The 11994-nt window shown below is 65.0% G+C and carries 9 protein-coding genes; all 9 read left to right on the plus strand.

Going from position 1 to position 11994, the window contains the following annotated elements:
• The first annotated feature begins 32 nt into the window (after window positions 1-32).
• Window positions 33-1382, plus strand: a complete 1350-nt coding sequence (locus tag ACYJSS_RS23285; RefSeq protein WP_111259398.1) for an ATP-binding protein — start codon at window positions 33-35, stop codon at window positions 1380-1382.
• The gene (locus ACYJSS_RS23290; protein WP_111259397.1) at window positions 1382-1864 is read left to right on the plus strand and encodes a hypothetical protein; all 483 of its coding nucleotides are present in this window, start codon (window positions 1382-1384) and stop codon (window positions 1862-1864) included. Before ACYJSS_RS23285 ends, ACYJSS_RS23290 begins: the two co-directional genes overlap by 1 nt.
• Entirely contained in the window at window positions 1864-2787 is a 924-nt protein-coding gene (locus tag ACYJSS_RS23295; RefSeq protein WP_111259396.1) for a tetratricopeptide repeat protein, read from the plus strand. The genes ACYJSS_RS23290 and ACYJSS_RS23295 overlap by 1 nt, the downstream gene beginning before the upstream one ends.
• A gap of 107 nt (window positions 2788-2894) precedes the next feature.
• A complete protein-coding gene (locus tag ACYJSS_RS23300; RefSeq protein WP_173173653.1) occupies window positions 2895-3158 on the plus strand; it encodes a YeaC family protein in 264 nt (87 codons plus the stop codon).
• A 14-nt stretch (window positions 3159-3172) separates the two neighbouring features.
• Window positions 3173-4009, plus strand: a complete 837-nt coding sequence (locus ACYJSS_RS23305; RefSeq protein WP_111259522.1) for a DUF2797 domain-containing protein — start codon at window positions 3173-3175, stop codon at window positions 4007-4009.
• Window positions 4010-4085: 76 nt separating this feature from the next.
• A complete protein-coding gene (gene pepN / locus ACYJSS_RS23310; RefSeq protein WP_111259394.1) occupies window positions 4086-6746 on the plus strand; it encodes an aminopeptidase N in 2661 nt (886 codons plus the stop codon).
• 524 nt (window positions 6747-7270) lie between these two features.
• Entirely contained in the window at window positions 7271-9274 is a 2004-nt protein-coding gene (locus ACYJSS_RS23315) for a DUF1302 domain-containing protein (RefSeq protein WP_111259393.1), read from the plus strand.
• Window positions 9275-9332: 58 nt separating this feature from the next.
• A complete protein-coding gene (locus ACYJSS_RS23320; RefSeq protein WP_111259392.1) occupies window positions 9333-10700 on the plus strand; it encodes a DUF1329 domain-containing protein in 1368 nt (455 codons plus the stop codon).
• A gap of 200 nt (window positions 10701-10900) precedes the next feature.
• Window positions 10901-11986 carry a WD40/YVTN/BNR-like repeat-containing protein gene (locus ACYJSS_RS23325; protein ID WP_111259391.1) on the plus strand — a complete coding sequence of 362 codons (1086 nt, stop codon included), beginning with the start codon at window positions 10901-10903 and terminating at the stop codon, window positions 11984-11986.
• Window positions 11987-11994 lie beyond the last annotated feature (8 nt).

Below are 11994 nucleotides of genomic sequence, written 5' to 3' on the forward strand. Positions count from 1 at the left end.
TCCCGAATCCTCAAATGGAGTCCTCGCGCACTATGGATGACGCGACACTGGTTCAACTGGAGGCGGCGCTGTCGGCGTCTCCCGACAACGATGCCCTGCTGGCGCTGCTGCTGCCGGCCTGGATCGAGCGCAACGAGTGCGCCCGCGGCCTGCCCTTCCTGCCCGAAGGGCTCGCCACGCGGCTCGACGCCTCGGCATTGCGCCAACAGGCCGCGCGCCTGTGCCTGGGCGCCGGCGAGGCCGAGCGGGCGCTGGCGCTGCTGGGGGGCGATGAGCCGGCCGAGCGCCTGCTTCGCGCCCGCGCCCTGGCCGACCTGGAGCGCCGCGAGGAGGGCCTGCGCGAGTACCGCGCCGCTGTCGAGGCCAGCCCGGCGCTGGAGGACGTCGCCCTGCAGCGCCGCCTCAGCGCTTCGGTGGTGGACTTCCGCGGCGGCGAGGGGCGCCCGCGCCTGCGGGTCATCTCCAACGACGACACCGACAAGGCCGAGACCACGCGCCTGCTGACGCCGAACGCCGAGACCCTGACCTTCGACGATGTCGGCGGCCTCGACGAGCTGAAGAAGACCATCCACAAGAAAATCATCCTGCCGTACCAGAAGCCGGGGCTGTTCCAGCGCTTCCGCAAGCGTGTCGGCGGCGGCATCCTGCTCTACGGCCCGCCGGGCTGCGGCAAGACCATGCTGGCCCGCGCCACGGCGGGGGAGTGCAAGGCCACCTTCCTCAATGTCGCCATCTCCGATGTGCTGGACATGTACATCGGCGAGTCCGAGCGCAAGCTCCACGCCCTGTTCGAAGAGGCCCGGGCCAAGGCGCCGGCGGTGCTGTTCTTCGATGAGGTGGAGGCCCTGGGCGGGCGCCGTACCAACACCCGCGAAGCCACCTCGTCCAAGCTGGTGAGCCAGTTCCTCACCGAGATGGACGGCTTCGCCCAGTCCAACCACGGCGTGCTGATCCTTGCCGCCACCAACGTGCCCTGGTCGGTGGACGCCGCCTTCCGCCGTCCCGGCCGCTTCGACCGGGTGCTCTTCGTGCCGCCGCCGGACCGCCCCGCGCGTGCCAGCCTGCTGCGCATGCTGATGGCCGACCGGCCCAGCGAAGGGGAGATCGACTACGAGTTCCTCGCCCGCAGCACCTCGGGCTTCTCCGGCGCCGACCTGCGCGAGCTGGTGGAGACGGCGGTGGACGAGGCCATCGAGGAATCCATCGCCGAAGGCCGCGAGCAGCCGGTGACCGACCGCCACCTCAAGGCGGCCCTCAAGGAGGTGCGCGCCACCACCCTGGAATGGCTGACCACCGCGCGCAACTACGCGCGCTACTCCAACGAGGGCGGCCAGTACGACGAAGTGCTGGCCTTCCTCGACAAGCACGGCAAGGGGCGCTGATGGACAACCGCAACCTCTATAGGCTGGACGACGAACCCCGGCCCGGCGCCCTGGCGCGCCTGGCGGTGGAGCCGCTGTGGCCATTGCTCGGCCTGATGCTGGGCGGTGCCTGGCTGGGCCTGCCCTGGTTCGTGCTCAACGGCGTGGCGGTGGGCAGCCCGACGCGGGTGCGCGAGGCCGTGCTGGCCGCCATCGGCCTCCTGGGCAGCCTGGGCCTGGCCTTCGGCCTGCTCTACCTGTGGCAGGCCGGCATCCTCGACAAGAACGGCCTGCAGTACGCGATGCTGGTGCTGGTGGTGTGGAAGCTGGCCATCGGTTACGCGCTGTTCGTCATGCAGGCCTCCACCATCGAGCTCTACCAGTACTACGGCGGCGTGCTCAGCCGCTTCGGCCTGCCGGTGGTGCTGCTGGGCGCCTTCTTCCTGCGCTCTCTGGTGCTCAACCTGCTGCCCTTCACCCTCTGGTTCCTGGTGCTCAGCTGATGAACGAAACCAACCTGTTGCACCTGGCCTACCAGCGCCTGCAGAGCGGCCATGTCGAGGGCGCGATCAACAGCCTGCGGCAACTGCTCAGCGACGACCCGGAACACGCCGAGGCCCACGCGCTGCTGGCTCTGTGCCTGCTGATGATGCGCCGCGCCTTCGCCGCCGAGCGCGAGGCCGGGCTGGCCCTGGCCGCCGACCCGCAACTGGAGTTCGCCCATTACGTCGCGGCCCGCGTGGCCATGGCGCGGCGGCGCTTCAAGCTGGCCGAGAAGCACCTGGACCAGGTGCTGGAGCTCAATCCCCAGGAAGCCGGCTATCACCTGGCCCGCGCCGAGCTCGCCGACCTGATGGGCCGTCGCGGTCAGCAACTGCCCAGCCTGCAGCGGGCCCTGGAGCTGGCGCCGGACAACCCCGACTGCCTGGCCGCACTGGCCCACTACCATCGCCTGCGTGGCGAGGTGGAGCCGGCGGAGCGCTATGCCCGCGAGGCGCTGCAACTGCGCGCCGACCACCCCGGCGCCATCGTCACCATGGGCCACCTGCTGCTGCGCCGGGGCGACCTGCAGGGCGCGCGCGACCACGCGATATGGGCCCTGCGCGAGAATGCCAACGACGTTTCCGCGCTCTACCTGATGTCTGCCATCAAGGCGCGCGGCAACCCCTTCATGGGGCTCTGGTGGCGCTACAACTCGTGGATGTCCGAACTGGGGCCGACCCGCTCGATCATCGTGCTGCTGGGCATGTTCGTGCTCTACCGCGTGGCGGTGATCGCCAGCAACCAGCACGGCCACGAGACGCTGGCCCAGGCCATCGAATGGGCCTGGCTGGGCTTCGTGGTGTATAGCTTCGCCGGCCCGCAGATCTTCCGCCGCTCCCTGGAGAAGGAACTGGAGCAAGTGAAGCTTTCCCGCGATTTCTAGGTTGCCGGCCCCCCAGCAGGCATCGGCGCCCTGACCGGCGTCGGTGCGCAACACCGGCAGTGCCGCTAGAATGTGCGCTCGTTTTCGCCGCCCTTCAGGAAGCCGCCGTGTCCGATTTCGCCAAGCTGATCAGCAACATCACCGAGGATGTCTACCAGAGCCTCAAGCTCGCCGTGGAGATCGGCAAGTGGTCCGACGGCCGCAAGCTGACCCAGGAGCAGAAGGAGCTCAGCCTGCAGGCGGTCATCGCCTGGGAGATCAAGAACCTGCCCGAGGAAGAGCGCACCGGCTACATGGGCCCGCAGGAGTGCAGCTCCAAGTCCGAGAAGATAGAGAACATCCTGTTCAAATCCTCCGACTCGATCCACTGATGGGGGCCAGCGACATGCAAGAGCTGGGGCGCGGCGCGCTGAGCAAGATGTCCGCGCAACTGGGTGATCCGGTGGTGCAGTACGCGTTTCGTCTCGGCGATGGGCAGGTGGCGGTCAATCCGCTGCTGGGCCGGCGCATCCGCCTGGAGTTCCTCGGTGCGATCCACTGCTCCCATTGCGGGCGCAAGACCGGCAAGAGCTTCGCCCAGGGCTACTGCTACCCCTGCTTCACCAAGCTGGCGCAATGCGACAGCTGCATCATGAGCCCGGAGCGCTGCCACTACGAGGCCGGCACCTGCCGTGAGCCCGCGTGGGGCGAATCCTTCTGTATGACCGACCACGTGGTCTACCTGGCCAACTCCTCGGGCATCAAGGTCGGCATCACCCGCGCCACCCAGGTACCGACCCGCTGGATCGACCAGGGGGCGCGCCAGGCATTGCCGATCATGCGCGTCGCCACCCGCCAGCAATCCGGCCTGGTGGAGGACCTGCTGCGCAGCCAGGTGGCCGACCGCACCAACTGGCGCGCCCTGCTCAAGGGCGAGGCCGAGGCGCTGGACCTGCCCGCGATGCGCGAGGCCATCTTCCAGGCCTGCGACGCCGGCATCCAGGGGCTGCAGCAGCGCTTCGGGCTGCAATCGGTGCAGAAGCTCGAGGATGTCGAGCCGCTGGAGATCCGCTACCCCGTGGAGGCCTACCCGACCAAGGTGGTGAGCCTCGATCTGGACAAGACGCCGGTGGTGGAGGGTACCCTGCGCGGTATCAAGGGCCAGTACCTGATCCTCGACACCGGGGTCATCAACATCCGCAAGTTCACGGCCTACCAGGTGGTGGCGAGCAGCGAGCCGTAAGGCCGCCGCGCCCCGCCTGGCAGGAACACACACCGCAGCCGGGGCATCGCGCCCGGGCTGCCTCGGAGAGGCAAGCATGCGAACCGAACAACCGAAAGTCATTCACCTCAAGGACTATCAGGCGCCGGACTACCTGATCGACGAGACCACCCTGACCTTCGAGCTGCACGAGGACCACACCCTGGTCCACGCCCAACTGGTGATGCGCCGCAACCCCGATCGCGCCGACGGCAGCCTGCCCGCGCTGGTCCTGGACGGCCAGCAGCTGGAGCTGCTGGCGCTGTCCATGGACGACCGCGAGCTCGGTGCCGCCGACTACCAGCTGACCGACAGCCACCTGACCCTGCAGCCGGTCAGCGACAGCTTCACCCTCGACAGCACGGTGCGCATCCATCCGGAGAGCAATACCGCCCTGGAAGGCCTGTACAAGTCCGGCAGCATGTTCTGCACCCAATGCGAGGCCGAGGGCTTCCGCAAGATCACCTACTACCTCGACCGCCCGGACGTGATGAGCCGCTTCACCACGACCGTCAGCGCCGAGCAGCATCGCTACCCGGTGCTGTTGTCCAACGGCAACCCGGTGGCCAGCGGGGCGGAGGAGGGCGGTCGCCACTGGGCCACCTGGGAGGACCCGTTCAAGAAGCCGGCCTACCTGTTCGCCCTGGTGGCGGGCGACCTGTGGTGCGTGGAAGACGTGTTCACCACCATGAGCCAGCGCGCGGTGACCCTGCGCATCTACGTCGAGCCGGAGAACATCGACAAGGTGCAGCACGCCATGGACAGCCTGAAGAAGTCCATGCGCTGGGACGAGGAGGTCTACGGCCGCGAGTACGACCTGGACATCTTCATGATCGTCGCGGTCAACGATTTCAACATGGGCGCCATGGAGAACAAGGGGCTCAACATCTTCAACTCCAGCTGCGTGCTGGCCAGGGCCGAGACCGCCACCGACGCCGCCCACCAGCGCGTCGAGGCCGTGGTGGCCCACGAGTACTTCCATAACTGGTCGGGCAACCGCGTGACCTGCCGCGACTGGTTCCAGCTGTCGCTCAAGGAAGGCTTCACCGTGTTCCGCGATGCCGAGTTCTCCGCCGACATGAACTCGCGCACCGTCAAGCGCATCGAGGACGTGGCCTTCCTGCGTACCAACCAGTTCGCCGAGGACGCCGGCCCCATGGCCCACCCGGTGCGGCCTGACTCGTTCATCGAGATCTCCAACTTCTACACCCTGACCGTCTACGAGAAGGGGTCGGAAGTGGTGCGCATGATCCACACCCTGCTGGGCGCCGCAGGCTTCCGCAAGGGCACCGACCTGTACTTCGAGCGCCACGACGGCCAGGCCGTGACCTGCGACGATTTCGTCAAGGCCATGGAGGACGCCAACGGCGTCGACCTGACCCAGTTCAAGCGCTGGTACAGCCAGGCCGGCACCCCGCGCCTCGCCGTCGAGGAAGCCTTCGATGCCGTCGCCAGGACCTACAGCCTGACCTTCCGCCAGAGCTGCCCGGCCACCCCCGGCCAGGCCGAGAAGCTGCCCTTCGTCATTCCCGTCGAGCTCGGCCTGCTGGACGCCGCAGGCAACGACCTGCCGCTGCGCCTGGCGGGCGAGGGCGAAGCCCTTGGCGGCAACCGGGTGATCTCGGTGACCGAGGCCGAGCAGACCTTCACCTTCGTCGATATCGCCGAGAAGCCGCTGCCCTCGCTGCTGCGCGGGCTGTCCGCCCCGGTGAAGCTGAGCTTCCCCTATGGTCGCGACCAGCTGATGTTCCTCATGCAGCACGACAGCGACGGCTTCAACCGCTGGGATGCCGGCCAGCAGCTCTCCGTGCAGGTGCTGCAGGAGCTGATCGGCCAGCACCAGCGTGGCGAGGCGCTGGTGCTGGACACCCGCCTGCTGGACGCCTTCCGCAGCCTGCTGGAGGACGAGTCGCTGGACCAGGCGATGGTGGCCGAGATGCTCTCGCTGCCCAGCGAGGCGTACCTGACCGAGATCAGCGAAGTCGCCGATGTCGACGCCATCCATGCGGCGCGTGAGTTCGCCCGTCGTTCGATCAGTGATGCCCTGTTCCCGCAACTGCTGGCGCGTTACCAGGCCAATCGCGCCATATCGCGCGAGACGCCCTATGTCGCCTCCGCCGAGCACTTTGCCCGCCGCACCCTGCAGAACATCGCCCTGTCCTACCTGATGCTCAGTGGCAAGGCCGAGGTTCTAAAGGCCTGCCTGGAGCAGTTCGAGGCCTGCGACAACATGACCGAACGCCTGACCGCGCTCTCGGTGCTGGTCAACTCCGGCTTCGAGGACGAGAAGGCCAAGGCGCTGGCGAGCTTCGCCGATCACTTCAAGGACAACCCGCTGGTGATGGACCAGTGGTTCAGCGTCCAGGCCGGTTGCACCCTGCCGGGGGGGCTGGAACGCGTGCAGGCGCTGATGGGCCACAAGGCCTTCACCCTGAAGAACCCGAACAAGGTACGTGCGTTGATCGGCGCCTTCGCCAACCAGAACCTGGTGAACTTCCATCGGGCCGACGGTGCGGGTTATCGCTTCCTCGCCGACCATGTGATCACCCTCAACGCGCTGAACCCGCAGATCGCCTCGCGCCAGCTGGCGCCACTGACCCGCTGGCGCAAGTACGACCAGGCGCGGCAGAAGCTGATGCGCGCCGAGCTGGAACGCATCCTCGCCTCCGGCGAGCTGTCCAGCGATGTCTATGAAGTGGTGAGCAAGAGCCTCGCCTGACCCTCCGGGACCACGTCCGTGGTTCCGTTGCCGTTCCCCGGCGTCGACAAGTGTTACTGGCAATCTGCCGGTAACACTTTTTTGTTACTCAAAGGAATATCCCTTCGGTCTCTGAGGCGTAAATGGCCTGTTCCCTGGCATTTCTTTCTTGACGGGGTGAGCGAGGTATGAACGCGCAAGCGCTATAGGTGTGGTTTTGAGTGACAAATCGAGCCAGCTTGTAGGACAAAGTCGGCCGATTCGTCGGTTTTGATCAGTGGATGATCAGTCACTCGTTTGAATTTAATCTGTCCCTTCGTTCAGAAAAATATAACGACCCATAAACGTGCACTTGGCACCATGGTTGCACGTCTCGACGCCGTCCCAGGCCCTCCAGTCCCGCAAGAATTGCTGGAGGCCGCGGTTCAGACGCGTTGGTGCTTCCGCCCACGCCAGAAGAAAGGTCGCACGAGCGGCTGAACAGCGTCCCTGCCAGACGGGGCCGTAATAACAAATGAATGATCTGTCCACGGAGTAAAGTCTCGATGGAACTCAAGTCCCGCAAGCCCCTGTTGCGCTTCGCGCCGGCCAAGGCCGGTTTCGCCCTCGCCGGTCTCCTGCCCCTGATGTGCGCCGTCCAGGCCCAGGCGGTCGAATTCAGCTTCGCCGACGATGAGATCAGCGGTTCCATCGACACCACCGTCTCCTACGGCCAACTGTGGCGCGTCCAGGGCCAGGACAAGACCAACAACGACATCAACACCAACGACGGCAACCGCAACTTCGACACCGGCCTGGTTTCCGAGGTGTACAAGATCACTTCCGACCTGGAAGCGACCTACAAGAACTACGGTCTGTTCGTCCGCGGCACCGCTTTCTATGACACCCAGATCATGGACAAGCGCAACGATTACCTGGACAACAACAGCCCGAGTCAGCCCAGCCAGAGCTATCCGAAGGACGACCGCTTCACCCACGACACCCGCCACAAGGCCGGTCGTGATGCGCAGATCCTCGACGCCTACCTCTATGGCAACTGGGACATCGCCGACATGCCGGTCACCGGTCGTATCGGCAAGCAGGTCTTCAACTGGGGCGAGGGCATCTTCTACCGGGGTGGCATCAACACCACCAACCCGCTGGACGCTGCCAAGTTCCGCTTGCCCGGTTCTGAGTTGAAAGAGGTTCTGGTTCCGGTCGAGGCCCTGAGCTTCAACGTCGGCTTGACTGACAACCTGTCGATGGAAACCTTCTACCAGTTCAACTGGAAGGAAAGCGCCATCGACCCGAGCGGCACCTTCTTCTCCGAAACCGACCTCTTCGCGGATGGTGGCAACACCGCCTACACCAGCCTGGCTGGTAGTGCGCTGACTGCTCCTCAGGCCGCCCTGGGCGGAGCCTCTCTCGTGCAGTTCTATAACGCGGGTGCTGGCGGCTTGTGTGCCGGTCAGGTGGGTGGCCTGTGCGCTGGTGGGAAGAACTTCGTTTATCCAGGTAACCAGATCGTCAAGGTCGCCAATATCGGCACTGACCTGAATGCGAAGAACGACGGCCAGTACGGCGTTGCATTCCGCTATATCGCCGAAGAACTCAATTCGACCGAGTTCGGCTTCTACTACGTGAACTATCACGCGAAAGAGCCGAGCATCTATGCGGATCTGGGCAACTACCAGGGCGTAAACCTGGATACCGTCGCCGGTCTTCTGCCAGGCGGCCTGACCCCGGGCAACATCCAGGCTGCGGGTGGTCTGGCTACGCTCGACACCCTGGCGAACGTCCAGGCTCGTCGTGAGTATGCTGAAGACATCCGCATGTTCGGCCTGAGCTTCAACACCACCATTCAGGAAACTTCGGTATTCGGTGAGCTGGCCTACCGCCCGAACATGCCGATTGGCATCGCCACCACCAACGACCTGCTGGGTGACCTGATCGGTCAAGCGGCGAAGCTGGTCAATACCGGTCCGATTTCCAGTGCGCTCGGCGGCCTGAACGGCTCGGCACAAATTGCGGGCAGCACTGTTCGTCTGGGTGACTCGATCCACAACTACGAGCGCGTCGAGGTCTTCAACACCTCGCTGGGTGCTATTCACAACTTCGGGCCGAGCCTGAGTTTCGACTCGCTGATCGGCGTGGCCGAACTGGCGTCCGAGCATCTGCGTGGCAGCGACCTGCAATACACCGGTTACAACGGCGTCAATCGCTACTACTCCGGTCGCGGCAACAGCTCCTACGTGTCCGGCGGTGATCGTGGCGATCAGGTCAACAAGGACGCCTACGGCTACACCCTTGTGCTGTCCGGTACCTGGAACGACGTGTATGCCGGTGTGAACGTTTCCCCGTTCGTCGTCTACAAGGATGACTTCCAAGGCAACTCCCACCAGACCGGCAACTTCATCGAAGGTCGCAAGGCCTACACCGTCGGCCTCAAGGCGAGCTACCTGAACAGCCTGGAAGGCGAGATCCAGTACACCGAGTTCTATGGCGCCGGCCAGAACAACTCCAGCCGCGATCGCGACAATATCGGCGTCAACGTCAAGTACTCCTTCTAACTAGAAAGAATGCGGGCACCTGCGGGTGCCCGCCGCTGAACCCTCACGGAGAACCAACATGCTGAAAAAGCTTTCGCTGGTTGGCGCGGCAGTCGCGTTCGCACTGTCCGCCGGTAGCGCACTGGCCGCGGTGTCGGCTCAGGAAGCCGCCAAACTGGGCACTAGCCTGACTCCCTTCGGTGCCGAAAAGGCCGGCAACGCCGCCGGCACCATCCCGGCCTGGACCGGTGGCATCACCCAGGCTCCGGCCGGCTACAAGCCGGGCCAGCACCATGTCGATCCGTTCCCGGAAGACAAGCCGCTGTACACCATCACCAAGGCGAACCTGGACCAGTACAAGGCCAACCTGACCCCGGGTCAGATCGCCCTGTTCAACGCCTACCCGACCACCTTCCAGATGCCGGTCTACCCGACCCGCCGCTCCGGCTCCGCGCCGCAGTGGGTGTATGACAACACCATCAAGAACGCCACCACCGCCAAGCTGCTGGACGGCGGCAACGGTTTCGCCGACGCCTACGGCGGCATTCCGTTCCCGATCCCGCAGAACGGTGTCGAGGCGCTGTGGAACCACATCGTCCGCTACCGCGGTTCCTACATCGTGCGTCGCGCCTCCGAAGTGGCCGTGCAGCGCAATGGCGACTACTCCCTGGTCACCTCGCAGCAGGAAGCCCTGTTCAAGTACTACAACCCGAAGGGTTCGTATGCCGACCTGAACAACATCCTGTTCTACTACCTGTCCTTCACCAAGAGCCCGGCACGCCTGGCCGGTGGCGCCGTGCTGGTGCACGAGACCCTGGATCAGGTGAAGGAGCCGCGTCAGGCCTGGGGCTACAACGCCGGCCAGCGCCGCGTGCGCCGTGCGCCGAACCTGGCCTACGACACCCCGATCGCTGCTGCCGACGGCCTGCGTACCGCCGACGACACCGACATGTTCAACGGTGCTCCGGATCGCTACGACTGGAAACTGGTGGGCAAGAAGGAAATCTACATCCCGTACAACAACTACAAGGTCTCCAGCCCTGAGGTTAAGTACAAGGACCTGCTGCAGCCCGGCCACCTGAACCCGGCCGTCACCCGCAACGAACTGCACCGCGTGTGGGTCGTCGAGGGCACGCTGAAGTCCGGCGCCCGCCACATCTACTCCAAGCGCACCCTGTTCCTCGACGAGGACAGCTGGCAAGCCGCCGTGGTCGACCAGTACGACGGTCGTGGCGAGCTGTGGCGTGTATCGATGGCCTACCTGAAGAACTACTACGACCTGCCGACCACCTGGTCCGCACTGGACGTGTTCCATGACCTTCAGGCCCGTCGCTACCACGTGCAGAACCTGGACAACGAAGAGCCGACCACCATCGACTTCACCCAGGCTGTTCCGGACGACGGCTACTTCAAGCCTTCGGCACTGCGTCGCCGCGGTACCCGATAAGCGCCTTGTAGCCTGACGAAAAGGCCGCTACAAACGTAGCGGCCTTTTTGCTATCAGGGCCCCTGATAAGGCCTCAATCACGCGGGTTTGCCTTAACAAAACATAACGTCCAGCCGATTGTCATGGCTTTCCAAAGCTGGATAGCATAGGCGGCCTGCCAAAAGGCAAGGTCCACCTATAACAATAAGGGGGAAAGGTGTATGAGTGAGCCCGTCCTGCGGCGCACCCAGTCCGGTCATGACGTGCAGTCCCTTGCGCAACCGGCGTTCCGCTTCCACTCGCCGCTGGCCAAAGCGCTCTCGCTGTTCAGTGTGCTCTCCGTCCTGACTCTCGGTGCCGCGCCCATCGCGCAAGCCGCCGAATCAGCACCCGTGTTCTCCATCGAATCGCCCAAGGCGGCCAGCAGCCTGCTGCTGGATATCGCCCATGCGGGCAAGCGCCTGGTTGCCGTCGGTGACCGTGGCCACATCCTTTACTCCGACGACGACGGCAAGACCTGGACCCAGGCCAAGGTGCCGACCCGGCAGATGCTGACCGCCGTCTACTTCGTCGACGACAAGAAGGGCTGGGCCGTCGGCCACGACGCGCAGATCCTCGCCAGTGAAGATGGCGGCGCCACCTGGACCCAGCAGTTCGAAGACCTGGAGCGTGAGGCTCCTCTTCTCGATGTCTGGTTCAAGGACGCCAACACCGGCTTCGCCGTCGGCTCCTACGGTGCCCTGCTGGCCACCGAGGACGGTGGCAAGAACTGGGAAGACGTCAGCGACCGCCTGGACAACGAAGACCAGTACCACATCAACGCCATCACTGCGGTGAAGGACTCCGGCCTGTTCATCGTCGGCGAGATGGGCAGCATGTTCCGCTCCCCCGACTGGGGCCAGACCTGGGAACGCCTCGAGGGTCCCTACGAGGGTTCCCTGTTCGGCGCCACCGGCACCAACGAGCCGGGCGTGGTCGTGGCCTATGGCCTGCGTGGCCACCTGTTCCGCTCCGCCGACTTCGGCAAGACCTGGGAAACCATCGAACTGAAGAATGCCCGTGGCGGCACCCTGGAGTTCGGTCTTTCCGGCGGCACCCTGCTCGATGACGGCACCCTGCTGGTGGTCGGCCATGGTGGCAGCGTCCTGAAGAGCACCGATGCCGGTCGCACCTTCAGCGTGGTCAACCGTTCCGATCGCCTGTCGCTGGCCAGCGCCACCGCAGATACCAAAGGCAACCTGATCCTGGTGGGACAGGGCGGAGCGCGCGTCGCCTCGCCGACTGGCGCCGAGCTGGGCCAACAATAACGAGCCGG

Source organism: Pseudomonas sp. No.21, from assembly GCF_054558415.1.

Excerpts from the sequence above, each read along its gene's own strand:
- ACYJSS_RS23320 (WP_111259392.1), top strand. The coding sequence starts at position 9,333 with ATGCTGAAAAAGCTTTCGCTGGTTGGCGCGGCAGTCGCGTTCGCACTG.
- ACYJSS_RS23285 (WP_111259398.1), top strand. The coding sequence starts at position 33 with ATGGATGACGCGACACTGGTTCAACTGGAGGCGGCGCTGTCGGCGTCT.
- pepN (WP_111259394.1), top strand. The coding sequence starts at position 4,086 with ATGCGAACCGAACAACCGAAAGTCATTCACCTCAAGGACTATCAGGCG.
- ACYJSS_RS23305 (WP_111259522.1), top strand. The coding sequence starts at position 3,173 with ATGCAAGAGCTGGGGCGCGGCGCGCTGAGCAAGATGTCCGCGCAACTG.
- ACYJSS_RS23315 (WP_111259393.1), top strand. The coding sequence starts at position 7,271 with ATGGAACTCAAGTCCCGCAAGCCCCTGTTGCGCTTCGCGCCGGCCAAG.
- ACYJSS_RS23290 (WP_111259397.1), top strand. The coding sequence starts at position 1,382 with ATGGACAACCGCAACCTCTATAGGCTGGACGACGAACCCCGGCCCGGC.
- ACYJSS_RS23295 (WP_111259396.1), top strand. The coding sequence starts at position 1,864 with ATGAACGAAACCAACCTGTTGCACCTGGCCTACCAGCGCCTGCAGAGC.
- ACYJSS_RS23325 (WP_111259391.1), top strand. The coding sequence starts at position 10,901 with ATGAGTGAGCCCGTCCTGCGGCGCACCCAGTCCGGTCATGACGTGCAG.